Origin of the sequence: Pseudarthrobacter sp. NCCP-2145 (assembly GCF_023708005.1) — a bacterium.
GTDB classification, from domain to species: domain Bacteria; phylum Actinomycetota; class Actinomycetes; order Actinomycetales; family Micrococcaceae; genus Arthrobacter; species Arthrobacter oxydans.
On the sequence record NZ_BRCG01000002.1, the window covers coordinates 36,839 to 54,566 of the forward strand.

13 protein-coding genes are annotated in these 17,728 nt (G+C 67.5%); 4 read left to right on the plus strand and 9 right to left on the minus strand.

Going from position 1 to position 17,728, the window contains the following annotated elements; genetic code table 11:
* The first annotated feature begins 40 nt into the window (after nt 1-40).
* Both NFU08_RS01700 and NFU08_RS01705 read left to right on the plus strand, forming a co-directional pair.
* A complete protein-coding gene (locus NFU08_RS01700; protein WP_251420259.1) occupies nt 41-664 on the plus strand; it encodes an XRE family transcriptional regulator in 624 nt (207 codons plus the stop codon).
* A 239-nt stretch (nt 665-903) separates the two neighbouring features.
* Nucleotides 904-2,193: an ammonium transporter gene (locus NFU08_RS01705; RefSeq protein ID WP_174176300.1), complete on the plus strand. Its 1,290-nt coding sequence runs from the start codon at nt 904-906 to the stop codon at nt 2,191-2,193.
* A gap of 143 nt (nt 2,194-2,336) precedes the next feature.
* Here the strand turns inward: NFU08_RS01705 and NFU08_RS01710 are convergent, their stop codons facing one another.
* The 8 genes from NFU08_RS01710 to NFU08_RS01745 form a co-directional block, all read right to left on the minus strand.
* Nucleotides 2,337-3,317 carry a glycoside hydrolase gene (locus NFU08_RS01710; protein WP_251420260.1) on the minus strand — a complete coding sequence of 327 codons (981 nt, stop codon included), beginning with the start codon at nt 3,315-3,317 and terminating at the stop codon, nt 2,337-2,339.
* 100 nt (nt 3,318-3,417) lie between these two features.
* Nucleotides 3,418-4,092 carry a hypothetical protein gene (locus NFU08_RS01715; RefSeq protein ID WP_251420261.1) on the minus strand — a complete coding sequence of 225 codons (675 nt, stop codon included), beginning with the start codon at nt 4,090-4,092 and terminating at the stop codon, nt 3,418-3,420.
* A 104-nt stretch (nt 4,093-4,196) separates the two neighbouring features.
* A complete protein-coding gene (locus NFU08_RS01720) occupies nt 4,197-7,667 on the minus strand; it encodes a DEAD/DEAH box helicase (RefSeq protein ID WP_251420262.1) in 3,471 nt (1,156 codons plus the stop codon).
* 211 nt (nt 7,668-7,878) lie between these two features.
* On the minus strand, nt 7,879-9,060 hold the full coding sequence (locus NFU08_RS01725; RefSeq protein ID WP_174176308.1) for an FAD-binding oxidoreductase: 1,182 nt from the start codon (nt 9,058-9,060) through the stop codon (nt 7,879-7,881).
* A 61-nt stretch (nt 9,061-9,121) separates the two neighbouring features.
* Nucleotides 9,122-10,165 carry a Gfo/Idh/MocA family oxidoreductase gene (locus NFU08_RS01730; RefSeq protein WP_251420263.1) on the minus strand — a complete coding sequence of 348 codons (1,044 nt, stop codon included), beginning with the start codon at nt 10,163-10,165 and terminating at the stop codon, nt 9,122-9,124.
* Nucleotides 10,165-10,938, minus strand: coding sequence for an amino acid ABC transporter ATP-binding protein (locus tag NFU08_RS01735; RefSeq protein ID WP_251420264.1), 774 nt, complete (start codon nt 10,936-10,938; stop codon nt 10,165-10,167). The genes NFU08_RS01730 and NFU08_RS01735 overlap by 1 nt, the downstream gene beginning before the upstream one ends.
* Nucleotides 10,935-11,723 (minus strand): amino acid ABC transporter permease, encoded by a 789-nt coding sequence (locus tag NFU08_RS01740; RefSeq protein ID WP_251420265.1) that lies wholly within the window; start codon nt 11,721-11,723, stop codon nt 10,935-10,937. Before NFU08_RS01740 ends, NFU08_RS01735 begins: the two co-directional genes overlap by 4 nt.
* Before the next feature lie 87 nt (nt 11,724-11,810).
* Complete coding sequence (locus tag NFU08_RS01745; RefSeq protein WP_251420633.1) at nt 11,811-12,677, minus strand: ABC transporter substrate-binding protein; 867 nt, start codon at nt 12,675-12,677, stop codon at nt 11,811-11,813.
* Nucleotides 12,678-12,861: 184 nt separating this feature from the next.
* On the opposite strand from NFU08_RS01745, the gene NFU08_RS01750 reads away from it, so the two are divergent.
* Together NFU08_RS01750 and NFU08_RS01755 are read left to right on the plus strand one after the other, a co-directional pair.
* Nucleotides 12,862-14,031 carry a LacI family DNA-binding transcriptional regulator gene (locus NFU08_RS01750; protein WP_251420266.1) on the plus strand — a complete coding sequence of 390 codons (1,170 nt, stop codon included), beginning with the start codon at nt 12,862-12,864 and terminating at the stop codon, nt 14,029-14,031.
* A gap of 47 nt (nt 14,032-14,078) precedes the next feature.
* Nucleotides 14,079-14,684, plus strand: coding sequence for a hypothetical protein (locus NFU08_RS01755; RefSeq protein WP_246256010.1), 606 nt, complete (start codon nt 14,079-14,081; stop codon nt 14,682-14,684).
* Nucleotides 14,685-14,771: 87 nt separating this feature from the next.
* On the opposite strand, the gene NFU08_RS01760 is transcribed toward NFU08_RS01755, so the two are convergent.
* A complete protein-coding gene (locus NFU08_RS01760) occupies nt 14,772-17,723 on the minus strand; it encodes a glycoside hydrolase family 3 C-terminal domain-containing protein (protein WP_251420267.1) in 2,952 nt (983 codons plus the stop codon).
* Between the last annotated feature and the right edge of the window lie 5 nt (nt 17,724-17,728).

A 17,728-nucleotide genomic window follows, 5' to 3' on the forward strand; every position in this document is an offset into this window, starting at 1 on the left:
CGTCGTCCTCCCGCGCGGTTCCGTGCCTAAGATGGCTGCTATGACCGAACACGCAGCCGATCACGCCGGTGACGACGACGGGGCTCAGGCTGACGGGCAGGCTGCGGGCCGGCTGGAGCAGGTCATCGCACGCCAGGTGCGGCACTACCGTACGGCAGCCGGGCTGTCCTCGGCGGAACTGGCCGCCCGGACCGGCCTTTCCAAGGCGATGATCTCCCGGGTGGAAACCGCCACCACCTCGTGTTCCCTCACCACGCTGCAGCGGCTTGCGGACGGGCTGGAAGTCCCGGTCACCGCATTGTTCCGCGGCGCAGACACGGACCGCGACGCCACCTTCACCAAGAGCGGCCAGGGAAGCCTTTCGGTCCGGAGCGGCACCCGGCACGGCCACGAATACCGCGTCCTGGGCACGCTCAAGGGCAGGACCGACGCCCTGGAACCCACGCTGGTGACGCTCACCGACGCCTCCGACGTGTTCCCGCTGTTCCAGCACCCCGGCACGGAGTTCATCTACATGCTCGCGGGCAGGATGGTGTACGGCCACGGCTCATACGAGTACGCCATGGAGCCGGGCGATTCCCTGCTGCTGGACGGCGAAGGGCCGCACGGGCCGCTGGAACTGCTGGACCTCCCCATCACGTTCCTGGCCATCTCCGCCAAGTAGGATCCAGCCCTTCCCACCCCCACTCCTGCGCTCTGCGGGACGGCTGAAACTTCCGTGTGGATGACTGAAACGATCATTTAACACACCGGAAACCCAGGCCATTACTGCCGCCATACAGTTGGAACCAGACGGCAATAGCTGCCCTCCGATGAACGTGGTACTGACTCCGCGTCCCTCCTCCGGAGTGGCTCCAACGGGCGATTTGGCGTTCTCTCCTCGCATCACGAAAGGGGTTTCCCATGGATTCGGGAAATGTCGCTTGGATTTTGGCCAGCGCAGCGCTGGTCTGCATGATGATCCCCGCCCTTGCCCTGTTTTACGGGGGCATGGTGGGGTCGCGCCGCATTCTCAACATGATGATGATGTGTTTTGGCGGCGCCAGCCTGGTGGCCGTCCTCTGGGCGCTGTTCGGATACTCGCTGGCCTTTGGCAATTCAGTGGGCGGGCTGGGCCTGATCGGTGACATCACCGAGTTCCCCGGCCTGGGGCAGCTGATGGCTGAGGATGGGGAGGCGTCCATTCCGGTGGCCCTGTTCGCGGCCTTCCAGCTGTTCTTCGCCTGTGTCACCACCGCGCTGGTGGCGGGCGCGGCTGCCGGGCGCATGAAGTTCGGTGCCTGGATGCTGTTTGCCGGCATCTGGGCCACCATCGTGTACTTCCCGGTGGCGCACTGGGTGTTCGCCTTCTCCTCCGAGGACGGCAGCGTGACCGGTGGCTGGATCGCCAGCGGCATCGAGGCCATCGACTTTGCCGGCGGCACCGCCGTGCACATGAACGCAGGCGCAGCCGCCCTGGCCCTGGCGCTGGTCCTGGGCAAGAGCTCGGGCTGGCCCAAGGTGGAGCACGCGAAGCCGCACAGCCGGCCGCTGGTGCTGGTGGGTGCAGGCCTCCTCTGGGTCGGCTGGTTCGGCTTCAATGCCGGCTCGGCACTGTCCGCCGGCCACTCGGCGTCGGTGGTGTTCCTCAACACCGCTGTGGCTGCCTCGGCCGGCCTGCTGGCCTGGGCCCTGGTGGAACGGGTCCGCCGCGGCGCTGCCACCAGCATGGGCGCAGCCTCCGGCCTGATCTCCGCCCTCGTGGCCATCACCCCCGCCTGCGGTGCGGTCAGCCCGCTGGGTGCGGTGGCCATCGGCGCGATTGCCGGGGCCGTCTGCTCGCTTGCCATTGAACTGAAGTACCGCCTGGGCTACGACGACTCGCTCGACGTCGTGGGCGTCCACCTGGTGGGCGGCATCCTGGGCACCCTGCTGATCGGCCTCTTCGCCACCGATGCTGCCCCGAACGGAGTCAGCGGACTCTTCTACGGCGGCGGCGTGGAGTTGCTCGGCGTCCAGTCGCTCGCAACCGTCACGGTGCTGGCCTACTCGTTCGGCATCACCTGGGTCCTCGCCAAGATCCTGGACAAGACGATCGGCCTGCGGATCAACCCGGAGGACGAGATGCGCGGCATCGACCTCGCGGCACACTCCGAGCTCGCTTACCTTACGGATGAGGATCCGGTGGAGCTGGGCTCCCCGCAGCGCGCGTAGGTTTTCGAAGGATTCCGGGTGGGTTCCATCCGGAGGACGAGTCAGGCAGAGGGCCAACCTGTGGACCGGTGCCGGCATGAGCCGGCTTATAGTTCCAGGGGTTGGTCCTCTGTCATGGTGTGAAGCGCCTGGTCGGCCGGAAATCAGTGTTCAGTACACACAAGGTTCCCGTCCCGGACTTCCAGGACCGCGCCGCGGATATGGCTCAGTCGGGTTTCGGGGTTCGGGGCCATGGTGTCGATGTCCTCGCCGCCCCAGTGCGAATGCGTGAAGTAGGCCAGCAGGGCCCGCTCCTTGCCGTCTTCCGTGGGGTCGAGCGGCACCACGTCCGCGTGGCGTCCGACGACGGGCCGCCCGTCCACGTGCTCCGGCCGGGTGAGGATCAGCCCGTCCAGGTGCTCCTGCCGGACCCAGGTGCCGCTGGCGTCCGCCGAGCGGTACACCGCCTGGCCCCGCCACTCATCCACGATCATCCAGTAGGTTCCCTCGAGCCGGAACACCTTGGGCCCCTCATGCGGGCGGCCGGGAATGGTGATGCCTTCCAGGGTCCAGGACGAGGGGTCCCGCGGCGTATCGCTCACCGCGCTGTACGTGGTGGAGCCGCGGGCCTCGTCCTTGTACCAAAGCCGGTAGCGGCCGTCCCCGCACGGTGCGACGGCGGCGTCGATCACCCGAGGCGAATCGAGGCCGATGGGGCCCAGGTACTCCCAATCCACCAGGTCCCCGCTGGCGAACTGCACGAGTGCCGCGTTTCCGTTCCAGTCCTTCCGCATCCCGCCCAGGACGGTCAGGTACATCAGCCACTCATCGCCGATGCGTACGACGTCGGGCGCCCAGAGGGTTGCCGGCAGTTCAGTTCCGGGCGGCACCAGTCCGTCCACGGTGCCCCGGTACTGCCAGGTGGCGCCCCCGTCCGAGGATCGTGCTGAACCGATGGCCGTGCCGTGCACCCACTCCACTCCTGAGAGGCCCGGTGCCGTGGCCCGGCGCTGGGTGTAGAACAGCACCCACTCACCGGTGAGGTGGTCATGAACCAGGATCGGATCCGTTGGGCCGTCCCAGACCGGATCGCGGTACGGCGTCCTGAAGGCGTCGGGACGCAGGGGAGTGAGCGGCTCTTGCACTGGTTCTCCAACGTTGTAGTTCCGTGGAGTACCAGCTTATGCGACGCGCCCCTGGCGGTGCCTGTTCCTCCCGGTGCCCTCCGCCTGGCCTTGTCAGGTCCTAGCCGTGGGCCTTGCCGTGCCCGCCATGCAGGGCGCGGTAGGCGTACACCAGAAGGGCGACGCCCGCCAGGATCATGAGGGTGAGCACAAGGATGTCCGCAGCGATGAGCAGTGCCGTGGACTGCAGGGCGAAGATTACGCCCAGCACGCCCAGGACGGCCGCCGGGATCAGGGGCCACTTCAGCCGCCCGGTGGGCCCGGCGTCGGGGACGGGCACCAGGGACAGCACGCCGAAGGTGGCCGCCAGGCCGAGGAAGAGGACGGCTGCCACGGGCATGCCCTGCAGATCCTGCGGGAGGGTAACAATGACGGCGAGGGTCAGCATCACGCCGCTGGGGATCACCGCCCACCAGTTGCCCCGCTGGCGCAGGTAGACGGCGGCGAATCCGGCGGCCATGAACAGGAACAGGAAACTCGCGCCGGCGCCGCCGTCCGTAAATTGGGAGGCGGCAACCACGGCTGCCAAACCCAGGAACACCGAACCGGGGATCGCGGCCCACCAGTTCTCCGGGCTGCGGATGAAGAGGGACAGGAACACGGCCCCTATGGCGGCGAAGATCAGCATCGGCACATAGGCCGCGCTCTCGATGACGTTGAGCAGGTCCAGCAACAGCAGCACGCCAGCCGAGATCAGGACGATGCCGGCGATGATGCTCGCGTTGGCCGATTTCACGGTTTGCCTCCCGGGATGTGGCAGGCGCCCGCCAGTCGCTCTGCTGATCCCAGATTAAGTCCGGCCATGGTGCAGGCGTAGGGCCCAAAGCCCCGCCTTCACCGCTACTCCTTGAACAGCCCCGCGAGGTCCTCCGCCGTGATGGCGCCCCCGGCTAGGGCATCACCTTCCATGACATCGGAAAACAGCTGCGACTTCCGGGCCTTGAGCGCCATGACCTTTTCCTCGATGGTGTCCTTGGCAACCAGCCGGTACACCATCACGTTCCGTGCCTGCCCAATGCGGTGGGTCCGGTCCACGGCCTGCGCTTCGGAAGCCGGGTTCCACCAGGGGTCCAGGAGGAACACGTAGTCGGCCTCGGTGAGGTTCAGCCCGAACCCGCCGGCCTTCAGCGAAATCAGGAACACCGGAGCGCTGCCGTTCTTGAACTCGTTGACCACGTCCGCGCGGTTCCGGGTGCCGCCGTCGAGGTAGCAGTATTCGATCTTCTCCTCGTCCAGGCGCTCCCGGACCTTCCCCAGGAAGCCGGTGAACTGGCTGAAGATCAGGGCGCGGTGGCCCTCAGCCACCAGGTCCTCCAGCTGCTCGAACAGCACGTCCAGCTTGCTTGACCGCACTGCCGAAAGCGCCGGGTCCACCAGGGAGGCGTCCAGGCTGAGCTGCCGCAGCAGGGTCAGCGACTGGAAGATGGTGAACCGGTTCTTGTTCACGTCCTCGATGAGCCCCAGGATCTTCTGCCGTTCGCGCTGCAGGTGCGTCTGGTACACCTTCTGGTGGCGCGGGTTGAGCACAACCTCCAGGATCTGCTCCTGCTTGGGCGGCAGGTCCTTGATCACCTGGTCCTTGGTGCGGCGCATCATCAGCGGACGGACCCGACGGCGGAGCTTGTCCAGCTGCCCCTTGTCGCCGTTCTTCTCCACCGGCTTCTGGTAATACTCGGCGAAGCGCTTGGGGCTGGAAAACAGTCCGGGCGCAACGATCGAGGTGAGCGCCCAGAACTCCATGAGGTTGTTCTCCAGCGGCGTGCCCGTGATGGCCAGCTTGAAAACCGCCGGCAGTTTCCGGGCGCACTGGTACGCCTTGGACTGGTGGTTCTTCACGAACTGCGCCTCGTCCAGGACCAGGCCGGACCAGGTGCGGGAGGCGTAGGCCTCGTAGTCGATCCGGAACAGGGCGTAGGACGTGATCACAATATCGGCCCCGGCCAGTGCCTCGGCCGGCGCCTGGTTGCTCTTGGCGAAGGTCTCGCTGACGGCCTGGACCTTCAGGCCGGGGGCAAAACGCGCCGCTTCCGCTGCCCAGTTGCCCACGACGCTGGTGGGGGCAACCACCAAGAAGGGGGCGCCGGCGTCGGACTGGCCTGCTGAAGCATCTGCTGCCGCCAGGGAAAGCTCCTTCGCCGCGCACATCAGGGCCAGGGCCTGGACGGTCTTGCCCAGGCCCATGTCGTCCGCGAGGATCCCGCCCAGGCTGTGACGGTACAGGAACGTGAGCCAGTTGAAGCCATCCAGCTGGTACGGCCGGAGCTCCGCATTGAGGGTGGCCGGGAGCGGCAGGCCGTCCACGCCGCCTTCAAGCAGGCCGCCCACCGCTGAACGCCACGCGGCCGCCTGCTCGTCCACGATTCCCAGCTGGGCAAGCTCGTCCCACAGCCCGGCCTGGAAGCGGCTGATCTGCAGGGGCGCGTCCTTGTTGTCCTGCAGGGAGCGCGCCTCCTCGATCAGTGCGCGCAGCTGGTGCAGCTCGGGCAGGTCCAGGGAGAAGTAGGCGCCGCTGGGCAGCAGCATCTTGGTCTGGCCGGACGCCAGCGCGGAGAATACCGCCGCGAAGGAGACCGGCTGCCCTTCAAGGGTGATCTGGATGCCGAGGTCGAACCAGTCGCGCTGCTCGGTGGCCTTGGTGGAGATGGACACCACCGGCGCTTCCTCGGCCTCGCGGTATTCGGCGATTTCGCCCACGGTGTCCACCTCGACGTCCGGGGCTTCGCGCAGCCGGGGGAGGACCTCCTCGGTGAAGGCCAGTGTGTCCAGGCCCTTCAGTTCCGCTGACGCCGCAAGCCGCGGGGTGCCCCAGCCGCCGGTGGCGGACTCACCCAGGGCGGGCACCACGTCCCACGGCTGGCCGAGGCCTTCGAGGATTCGGGCTTCCGCGGTGTCGTCGCGGTAGCCGTGGTCGCCGGGGTGCCTCCAGAGGGGCTGCGCCGTGACCAGGTTTCCGCTTTTGTAGTGCCACTCCCAGTGCAGCCGCACCCTGTGGTCGGCGCCGTAGTTTGCCAGCAGGGACAGGGTGGGGACGGCCAGCGCCGGGAGTTCCACGGAATCGTCCCGGGCCGTGACCCGGGCCGTCTGCTTCAGCTTCGGGTAGAAGCCCGTCAGGAACCGCGACTCGTCCCTGGCCGGGATATGCAGCGTGCTGCCGGCCGTCACGAACGTCAGCAGTTCCTCGCTCAGGCCGCCTTCCAGCGGAGCCAGCGTGATCACGTTCTCGCCCGCCGGTGCCTCGCCAACACCGGGCAGCGCGCCGCCGTCGGTGGTGAAGAAAATGCCGTGGGCGGGGCGGCCGATGGTTCCCACGGACGCCGGATCAACCTCCACGCCCTCAATGGCGATGGTGGGCGCAAGCTCCAGGCCGCCGTCGGACGCCTGGTCCTTGGCGGCCGCCGCGGGTGCCGCCCCCACCGCTGCGGTCGCGCCGTCGAGCGGCGAGCCGTGACGGCTCAGGCTAAGGCCGACGGCGGCGGGGGACCCTGCGAGGCGGACCGGCTCAGTGCCGCGCGAGTGCACCAGCGCAAGGCCGATCTTCCCGGCGTCTTCCAGCAGGCTCCACAGATTCTTCCCGGCGTACGAGTTCAGCCCCAGCCAGAAGCCGGAGGAGTTGTAGGTCCGGCCGGCTGCCGCGGAATGGGCGGCCAGGAACTCCTGCATCCACTCCACATGCGCGGGATTGCACTCGCGCCGGAAGTTCAGGTAGTTCAGCGTGGTCCAGGAAACGTCGCCGCGGATCCACTTGCCCTTGGCGCCCATGATGACGGGCCGGGCCTTGAGCTGGCGGACGCTGCGCTGCGGATCGCGCCGGCCGGTGTAGGAAAAGTGCGGCGCGGGTTCTTCCACCTCGAACTGGAGCGCCAGCGGCACTCCGGCGTTGGAGGGGACGGCTCCCGGCTGGGAGATCAGCGGGCTGAGGGCCTGCTCCCAGTCGGACAGGACGGCGCCGGGCGGGGTGCGGGACAGCTGGGTGGAGGTGGACGGCGTGAGCAGCTGGACCCGGATGGCCGGGTTGTCCTCGGCAGCGAAGAGCAGCGCCGCCACGTGCTTGCAGTCTTTGCGGACCGGGCAGCTGCACACGCCCACGGTGCAGCTCCAGCCGCCGCCCTTGCGGACCAGCTTGGCGGTGGTGGAGTAGGGCACGTCCGCGCCGCCGCGGACCTTGCCCAGCATGAGCCCGGTGCCGGCGTCGAACGAGATGCCCGAGACGCGGCTTCCCATGGCATACGCCAGCCCGGCCGCCAGCGAGCGGTCGTTGATGGCGGGAGTCTGTATTGCCAGTGCCGCACTCTCGTCCGGTTGGGATGGCATGGTGCGCGCTACTTTCAGCAGGCCACGGCGGGGCCGGGCCGGTGGTTGGTCATCTGATCCATCTTAGTTCGCCGGCGGGGCGAAGGGCGCCGCCGGCGACTGGAGGGCGGCAGGGTGGGATCACATGGACAACCAGGGAGGCAACTGCAGCGGAATGCCGCAGCCGGCCCGGGAGGTGGTGGGGCTTCGGCCCGCACCACCGCCCGGCCTGTCAGCTCTGGTGCACCGGCGCCCAAGCACCGGTCCCCACGGCCTCGCGGGCGGGGGCGCCGGCGTCGAACCGGTCAAGCCGGAAGGCGGCGAGTACGGGAGAGGGGGTTCCGGTAAGGATTTCCTCCGCGAGGAGCTCACCGAGGATCAGCCCCAGCGTGGCGCCCGAATGGGTGAAAACCGTGTGCAGGCCTGGTATCGAAGACACCGGGCCCACCACCGGTTCACCGTCGCCGGGAATGGGTTTCAGGCCTGCAGCCACCCGCCGGACGGTCAGCCGGGGATTCCCCGCGAGTACCTTCGAGGCTTCCTCGAGCAGGCCCTGGACGGACTCCTCGGGAACCGTGAAGGATCCGTCGTCTTCGATGATCACGGACTGCTCTGCCCAGTCCGCGTCAAGTACCAGCCCGCCGTCAGGCGTGGGCCGCACAGCGACCCGCGGCGTGTTCAGGACGGTCTGCACTTTCACGTCGAGCGGTTCGGTGAACACCACGAAGGCGGCCGGCGTGGCATCAGGAACCGTTACGCCCAGGGCTGCGAGCTGGGCCGGGACCTCACCGCCGGTGGCCAATACCACCTGGTCGGCTTCCAGCCGCGTCCCGTCGCCCAGGATGACGCCGACCGCGGCGCTGTCCCTCACATCCACCTGGACATCCCCGGCATCCTTGATGATCACCGCCCCGTTGTCCGCCGCCTCGGAAGCCAATGCCGTAATGAAGTCGGGCATGTTGACCCAGCCTTCACCAGGGTTATAAATGGCACCCTCGTCGGCCACCGCAGCGGCGTCCACATCCGGGGCGATCCGGGCCACGTCCCTGCTGTCCACCCAGACGGAGTGGTATCCGCCCGAACGCTCGAAAGCGAAGGTATCGCGGAAGGTTTCGTCCGGGCCGGCCCATTTCAGTGCACCATCGAACCTCAGATAGTCGCGGCTTTCGGGGTGGTGCGCGCTCCAGGTGCGGTAGCGGTCGATGGCGAGCATCCGGAGGTAGTGGTACTCGGCGGATCGGGCGCCGGAGGAGTTCAGCCATGCGATCGAGCGGCCGGAGGCTCCGCTTGCCAGCGGACCGGACGTGACGAGTGTGACATGCGCGCCTCCCTTTGCCAGGTGGACGGCGGTGGAAACGCCAAGGATTCCGCCGCCGATGACGGCGACTTTCCTGGCGGGGTTTGCGGAGGACATGGTGTCTCGCTTTCCTGGTGTGGAAGATTGGTGGTGTGAAGGTGTGCCGTGGCGACGTACGTCAGGCGAGGACATGGACTTCTTCGATGACTTTGAGGACCGCGACGGCGTCCGCCGGGTCAACAGGGACCGGCCCGCCGTGCAGGAGGGCTCCGGCGAGGAGCCGGTAGAACTGGGGATACGCGCCCCGCTCGGCGGGCACGGCGCGTGTTGCGCCGTCGACTCCCAGGAGCCCCCAAGACTCCTGGGACTCAACGCCATATGCCGGGTCCGACGGCGGCAGGCCGGCGTCGAGCGCGGGTTCCTGGCCGTCCAGTCCCCACTTTGTGTAGCCGGCGTGGGAGCCCAGGACGTGGAACCGGGGGCCTGCCTGGGCGGCCATGCCGTTCATCCACAGCCGGGAGCGCACCCCCGAGTCATGCAGCAGGGACACGAACGCTTCCGTGTCGGCCGCATCCGGGTTCAGGCCCTGGCGCGCTGTTTCGCCGTAGCTGCGCGCCACGGGGCCGAACAGTTGGACGGCCTGGTCAATGAGGTGGGCACCCAGGTCGTGGAGGATTCCTCCGCCCTCGGCTGTGGTGGCGGAATCGCGCCAGTTCCCGAATCCCTCGGGGCGCCACCACTCAAACCGGGATTCGAAGGTCCGGACCTCGCCCAGCGCGCCCTCGTGGAGGAGCTTCCTGAGGGTGAGGAAGTCCGAGTCCCAGCGGCGGTTCTGGAAAACCGTCAGCTGCATGCCGGCCTCTGACGCCAAGGCCAAGAGTTCCTGCCCCTGGGCCGAGGTGGTGACAAACGGCTTGTCCACCACCACGTGCAGCTTGTGGGCGATCGCCGTCGATGCCATGCCAAAATGCGTGGCCGGAGGGGTTCCCAGGACCACCAGGTCGAGGTCCGCCGCCAGCGCGAACATGGCCTCCGCCGTCGGCACGACTCGCGCGTGCGGGTAGCGGGCAGCCGCTGCGGCGGCCCGTTCCGGATCTGCGGTGACAATGACATCGAGTGAATAGGACGGGTCTGCCTCAATAAGGGGTGCATGGAAGACCCGTCCCGAGATGCCAAAGCCGACGACGGCGGTACGGATGGGTCCTTTGCCTGCGGACCCCATCAGAGGACCTCGGAGAGGAAACGCTGGAGGCGCTCGCTGCGCGGGTTGTCGAAGATCTCCGCCGGGGTGCCGGCTTCCACGACTTCGCCTTCGTCCATAAAGACCACCTGGTCGGCCACCTTCCGGGCGAAGCCCATCTCGTGCGTGACCACCACCATGGTCATTCCCCTCTTGGCCAGCGACGCCATCAGGGTCAGGACTCCCTTAACGAGCTCGGGGTCCAGGGCGCTGGTGGCCTCGTCGAAAAGCATTACTTCCGGTTCCATGGCGAGGGCGCGGGCGATGGCAACGCGCTGCTGCTGCCCGCCGGAAAGGTCCCGGGGGCGGTGGTCGGCGCGTTCGGCGAGTCCCACTTCGGCCAGGCGGAGGCGCGCGCGTTCCCGTGCCTCCGCCTTGGACATCTTCTTGACGCTCCGGAGGGCGAGGGCCACGTTTTCCAGCGCGGTGTGGTCCGGGAAGAGGTTGAAGTGCTGGAACACCATGCCGATCCGGCTGCGCAGGATGTCCGGGTTGACGTTTAGCGCACTTTCGCCGGCGAGTACAACGTCACCGCTCTTGGGCTCATGCAGCCTGTTCACGCCCCGCAGGAGGGTGGACTTGCCTGAGCCGGACGGCCCGATGATGCAGGTGGTGGTGCCGGGTGCCACGGCCAGGCTGACGTTGCGGAGGACCTCAATATCCCCGTAGGCCATGGTCAGGTTCTTCAGCTCCAGGCTGGAGCCGTGGAAGGTTTCGATGTCAGCAGTGGTATTTGTGCTGGTGCTGGTGATCATGTGTTGCTCCCGGTGGTGAGCGGTGAGGCCGCGTCCAGTTCCTTGACTTCTTTGAGGCCGCTGGTGGGGGCCGAGGGACGGCGCTTTCCTGTGCGGAAGCGGGTATCGAAGTAGTTGACCAGGTGGGTGAGCGGCACGGTGATGATGAGGTAGAAGATGCCCGCCATGACCAGGGGGGAGAGGTTCCCGGAGAGCACTGCGGCGTCCTGGCCCACGCGGAAGAGTTCGCGTTCGCTGACCAGCAGTCCGAGGAAGTACACCAGCGAGGAGTCCTTCACGATGGCGATGAACTGGTTCACGAGGGCAGGCAGGACGCGGCGGATGCCCTGGGGGATCACCACCAGTGCCATCGATTTGCCGTAGCTCATGCCCAGGGCGCGGCATGCTTCGCCCTGGCCCTTGTCCACGCTTTGGATGCCGGCGCGGAAGATTTCGCCGATGTAGGCGCTGGCAATCAGGCTGAGGGCGATGATGCCCAGGGGGTAGGGCGAGGGGCCGAAGATCGACTGGCTGAGGCGGGCAAAGCCCTGGCCGATCAGGAGGATGGTCAGGATGGCCGGCAGGCCGCGGAAGAGGTCCGTGTAGATGCGGGCCGGGATGCGCAGCCACCTGGACGGTGAGATGCCCATGACGGCCACCACCATGCCCAGGACCACGCCAATGACGGTGGCGGCGACGGAGATGATGAGGGTGTTGAGGAGGCCTACCGCCAGGAGCTGGGGCAGGACTTCAGCCATGGCGCCGAAGTCGAAGAAGGTGCGGATGATGGTGTTGAGCCAGTCCATTGAATGCTCTCAGGTGTTAGTTGTTCCGGTAGCAGCCGGGCGGGCCTTGGCATGGAAGCGTTCGGCCCGCCCGGACATGCCCGTGGTCTACTTGCTTGCTGTCGGGGCCGGGGTTGCGGTCTGTTCTGACTTCGGGAGGTACTGCTCGGGCATCGGGGAACCCGGGAACCACTTCTCGTAGAGCTTCTTCCAGGTGCCGTCCTCCATGGCTTCGGCCAGGCCCTTGTTGAGGGCCTCCTTGAGGGCGGTCTTGCCCTTGGCGACGGCGAACCCGGCCGGTGCGTCGAAGGACGGGATGTCCGCGGCGCTGACCAGTCCGAACTGTTCCTGGTAGGACTTCGCGGCTTCGTAGTCCAGGAAGTGTGCATCCACAGAACCGCTGTTGACGGCGGAGATTGCCGTGTTGTTGTCCGGGAACCGCACCAGGCTGGCCGAGGTGAAGTTCTTCACTGCATAGGCTTCCTGCAGTGTTCCTTGCACCACGCCCAGGCGTTTTCCGGAAAGTCCGTCGGCGTTGCTGATGCCGGAGGACTTGGTGGTGATGACGGTGAGGTAGCCGGCCAGGTATCCGTCGGAGAAATCGACAGTTTCCTTGCGCTTGTCCGTGATGCCGATGGCCGCCACGCCGGCGTCAAACTGCCCGTTGGCTACGGCGGCCAGCAGGCCGGAGAAGTCCTGTCCGGTGAAGACCACATCGTCTACGCCGGCGCGGGAGGCAACGTCCGTGAAGAGTTCCACGTCGAAGCCGGTGAACTTGCCCTGGGCATCCGTGAACGTATAGGGCTTCGAATCGCCCAGGCTTGCAACCCGGATGGAGCCCGGCTCAATGAGGCCGTAGGGGTTTTCGGCCGGCGAGGACGAGGCTGATGAGGAGCCGCCGCAGCCGGAGAGTGCCAGGACAGCGGCAACGGCCGCGGCAATGAGCGCCGCGGGGCGCACAGTGGTTCGAGTAATCACAGCGAGTTTTCCAATCGTGAGGAAGCGGGAGATGGAGGATCAAGATCCGCCGTGGCGGGTTTGCCGGAAACCCTTGCTGAGTCCGGTCTCAATGCCTACGATTGAGACCGGACTCACATCGATGGATAGAAATGTAATCGACGCCACTAAGGGCGTCAAGGGTCCATTACGAAAGGCCGACATGAGTACTGATGCTTCCCGTCGACGCGACGTCACCGTTGCCGACGTCGCCAAGGCCGCGCAGGTGTCCAAGGCCCAGGCGGCCCGTGCCCTGGGAAATTACGGCGCAGTGAGCGAGGACGTCCGGGAGCGGGTGCAGGCCGCCGCGGAGGAGCTGAACTACCGGCCCAACGAGCTCGCCCGCAGCATGAACACGGGGAAGTCCAACACCATCGGCGTGGTGGTGGGCGACATCGAAAACCCGCACTTCGGCCTGGCCACCCGGGGAATAACGGACACCGCCAAGAAGAGCGGCTTCAACGTCATCCTGGTCAACACGGATGAGGACAGGGCTGCGGAAGTGGACGCCGTCAGGGTGCTGCTGGACAAGCGGGTTGACGGCCTGATCGTGGCACCCGCCTCTTCCGTGGAGACCCAGCACCTCCAGGAAGTCCACAGCTCGGGAAGGCCGCTGGTCCTGCTGGACCGTACGGCGCAGGGGCTGGGTGTGGACACGGTGGCCGTGGACATGGAAGGCATTTCCCATGAGTCAACCCGCTATTTGATTGAGGCCGGACACAGCCGGATCGCCTTCATCTCCACGCTTCGGACGAATGACTCCTACGCCACGGGCCTGTCGCTGGGCTCTTCCCAGATCTCGGACCGGCGGGACGGAATCATGCGGGCGTTCCGGGAAGCGGGTCTCAAGGAACCCGACGATCTGGTGCGCTTCAACGCCGACGGACCGGAAACCATCAAGAAGATCACCCGTGAACTGCTGCAGCAGCCGGACCCTGCAACGGCCATCATCGCCTCTGACGGCCTGATCGGGCTCAGCGTTGTGGAGGCCATCCAGGACCTCGGCCTCGCTATTCCGGATGATGTCTCGTTCCTCATGTACGACGATTTCGCCTGGACCCGCCTCACCAGGCCTCCTTTGACGGTGATCGCCCAGCCTGTGTACGAGATGGGCGTGGCAGCAGCCGAGGCCCTCATCCGGCAGATCCAGGGCAGGAAAGCGCCGGCGGCCAAACCCGAATTCGCCGCGACCCTCGTGAAGCGCGGCTCGGTGGGCGGGCCGTCCGGCGGCAAGGGCGGCCACGACGGCCGGCGGAAGGAAAACCTGCCTACGACGAAAACTTCGCCGGACGTTCATTTCCCCCTCAACGGCGCACCGGCCCGGTCCACGTAGCGTGAAAAACGTTCCGAGCACCACCCGTACCAGCCGTGAGGATTGCCATGATCACCAGCCAGCAGCCCGTCGTCCTGACCAGCAGCAGCATCGACTCCAGCGACGAGGACGTCGTGGAGGCGAACGTCAGCGTTGTGGATGCCATGCACAGCGCCCTGTTGCGGGCCGAAGAGATGTCGCCCGTGGCCGTGCGCAGCTATTGCGTGGACTTCTATCTGACCCAGGCGTTGGAGGGAGGCTTCGCGCAGTACGTGTTCACCGCCGTCGACCGCTCCGAAACGGACACCCTGGTCCGCGAAGGCATGGCGGGCATGGGTGCCCCTGCCCATCTTGACCTCTTCAACCGGGCTGTCGAGGCATTTGATGACTTGTCCGAAGAAGACGAGGAGCGCTACCTGGACGGTGGCCTGGATGAGGACTCCGAGGAAGTTCCCGACGGCGTCCTCCGGATGGAGGAGCTTGACGGCGAGTTTGAGGATCTGCTGGAGAGGGAGAACATCACGGCGCTCAACGCCGCCTGGCTCCGCGGCCAGGCCGAGCTGCTGGTGCTGGACGACGAGGAGGTCGGCGCCTACATTGAGCGGCGTGCGTCAATGATTCCCGACCTGCCGGAGCGCCAGGCGCAGGCGGACGCCGAAATGATCGGCGCCTGAACAGACGCTCCCGACCAGACGCGCCAGACCAAAAACGCCTGATCACGCGCGCCTGACCGCTTCGTACCAGGTGGCTGCCGGCCGCGGCTACGCCAGCTGCACCCGGGTGACTTTTACGGCGCCTTCCAGCACCAGCCGGAAGGCGCCGCCGCGCACGCGGAATGTTGTGCCGGGGCGAAGCTGAATCACAAGCTCACCACTGAAGCCCGCGGCAATCCTGGCGCTGCCCGCGGTGTTCCAGGTGTCCGCAGGGCCGGGCACCTGGATGCGGACCAGGCCGGCAGGCCCCGCCGGTTCGCCGGAAACCAGGTCAAGCATCACCTCATGACCGCCGTCGGCAGGGGCCAGCTCCCAGCCGCGGTAGAGCGCCCAGCCGGGCCGGGTAGTGTCCGCCGGTGCGATCGCCGTGCCGGCCAGCGGCGTTTCGGGCACCAGCGCCAGATGGTGGCAGGAGTCGAAGTTCTCAGCCCGGAACCACCGGCCGGCCCGGCGCCCGGATCCGGCGCTCCCCGCCACACTGAATGGGACTGCCAGCGGAAGATCCTCCGCGGACGCGCCCACCAGAAGCTGGTACGTACCGGGTTCCACCAGCATCCGTTCCTCCACCACGCTGTAGGTGGCAAGCCTCTCGAGCGGCACCCGGATCCTTGCCGTGGCCGTGCCTCCGGCCGGGACCTTCACCCGCTGGTGGCCCACCAGGAGCCGGCGGGGGAAATCGAAGCGGTGGTCCGGGGCGGACGCGTACACCTGCACCAGTTCCCACGCCGGGCGGGCGCCGGCGTTGCGCAGTTCCACCACGAGTTCCACCTGGTCCGCACCCTGGGGGCCTTCGCCCGGCAGTTCGCGCTGGGCCACAGATTCGTAGTGCACCTCGCCGTACGTCAATCCGTGCCCCAGCGCGTACAGGGGTTCCGCGCGGCTGTACAGGTACGTGGAGTGGGAGGTGATGATGTCGTAGTCCAGGATGTCCGCAAGGTCCGCATCCCGGCGGAACCAGGTCTGCGGCAGCCGCCCGGACGGCTCAGTATCACCGCCCAGGACATCCGCCACACCATTGCCCAGCTCCTGCCCGCCATGGGACGTCCAGACGATGGCCGGTGTATCTGCGAGCGCGCCGAGGGCGTAGGGGTAGGAGGACACCACCACCAGCACCGTGCGCGGGTTGGCCTCGCGCACCACGCGGACCAGTTCCTGGTCTGCCAGCGGAAGGTCCAGGGTGGTGCGGTCCAGCGTCTCCCGCCCTCCGAGGTGGGGGTCGTTGCCCACCACCACGACGGCGGTGCCAGCATTCGCGGCGGCCTGCCGGGCGGCCTCGTGGCCGGACTTGAGCGTGCGGAGCACAAAGCGGTCGGCTGTGCCGGCGTCGGGAACAAGGGCAGCGCTCGCCGTGCCGGCTTCGATTCGGAGCCATTTCCCGGTTCCCACATGCTGCAGCGCGGCCGTACCGTCCGATGCGCGGTCAAGCAGGAACGTCTCCTGCACAACCCAGCCGCCCACACGGTCTGCCGTGGCGCGCAGGTACCCGTCCCCGGTGTCCGTCACGAACTTCCCGGTCAGTTCCGACCGGAGGGTCAGCTCACCCTTACCCCAGTCCTTGACGATAAACCGCTCCGCTTCGCCGGGAGCAGCAGCCTGGGCGGTGAGGACGGCAGTGCCGGCCCCGCCCAGGTACCCGCCGGTCCGGACGCTCCGCAGGGCAATGACATCGTTACCCTCCTCGGCAACGACACCGGCTCCCGTGCTTCCGCCGTAGCGGCGGGCCAGCCCGTCGGCGATGCTGACCTCGTCCTGCAGGGTTCCGCTGTACCAGTCGCTCAGCACCCGTGACCCCAGGGTCCCGATGACGGCAAAGGTTCCGGGCTCGCTGCCCAGCGGGAGCAAGCCTGTGCCGGCGCCGGAGGGGGCGTCAGCCCCGGACTCATTGCGCAGCACCACCACGGACTTTGCGGCCGCTTCCCGTGCCAGCCGGACGTGGACGGTATCGCCGATGGCGTCCGCCCCGATGGAGGCGTAGGGATCACTGTCCGGCGTGAACTCGCCGGTCCTGGCCCGGAGCAGAAGGAGCCGCAGCACCGCCCGGTCAACGTCGGACTCGCTGATCAGCCCCTTCTCCAGCGCCTCGTTGAGGTAGGCGAGGGACGGCGCCGGGTTGTCGCCGTCGTCCGTGAAGCTGTCCACCCCGGCGTGGAGGGCGGCCGCGTAGGCTGCCGGGCCGTCGTCGAAATACTTCTCCGCCCGGAAGAGGGAACCCGGCGCGCCCGCGTCCGTCACGATGGTGACCGACTCCCCGTTGCGCCACTGCCGCAGCTCGGACTGAACCAGGTCGGAGACGTGGGCGGGCCGGCCGTTCACCAGGTTGTAGGACAGCATCACCGCCCCCGCCACCCCGTCCTCGATGGGGGAGCGGTACGCCGGAAGTTCGTATTCGTGCAGGACCCGAGGGCTGAGGATGCTGGAGGTGACGTTCCTGTCCAGCTCGTTGTTGTAGCCGAGGAAGTGCTTGAGGGTGGGGACGGTCAGCCAGGTGCGCGGGTCCCTGCCCCTGAGTCCGCGGCAGTAGGCGCCGGCCAGTTGCGCGGTGAGGTGCGGGTCCTCGGAGAAGCCTTCCTCGTTCCGCCCCCACAGCGGGTGCCGCAGCGGGTTCACCACCGGCGCCCAGGCGTTCAGGCCCACGGACGGGTCCTCCGCCTTCTTTCCGCGGAGCTCACGCCCCGTGGCTTCGCCGAGCCGTTCGATCAGGTCCGCATCCCAGGTGGCTGCCATGCCCACGGGCTGCGGAAAGACGGTGGCCGGTCCCAGCCAGGCGACACCGTGCGCTGCCTCCGCGCCCGTGTGGAAAGGCGCCAGCCCCAGCTCCGGCACCGCCGGGGCGTGCTGGTGCAGCATGGCCACCTTCTGCTCAAGGGACAGCGTGCGGAGGATCTGGTGGGCCAGCCCCGCGGTGTATCCATCCGCGCCCGCCGTGCCGTTACCGCCGGAGGCGTCGTCACTCGCGGCGTCAGTGGTGGGGGCGGCAAAGGTGGCGGGTTCTAGGCGCACGGCAG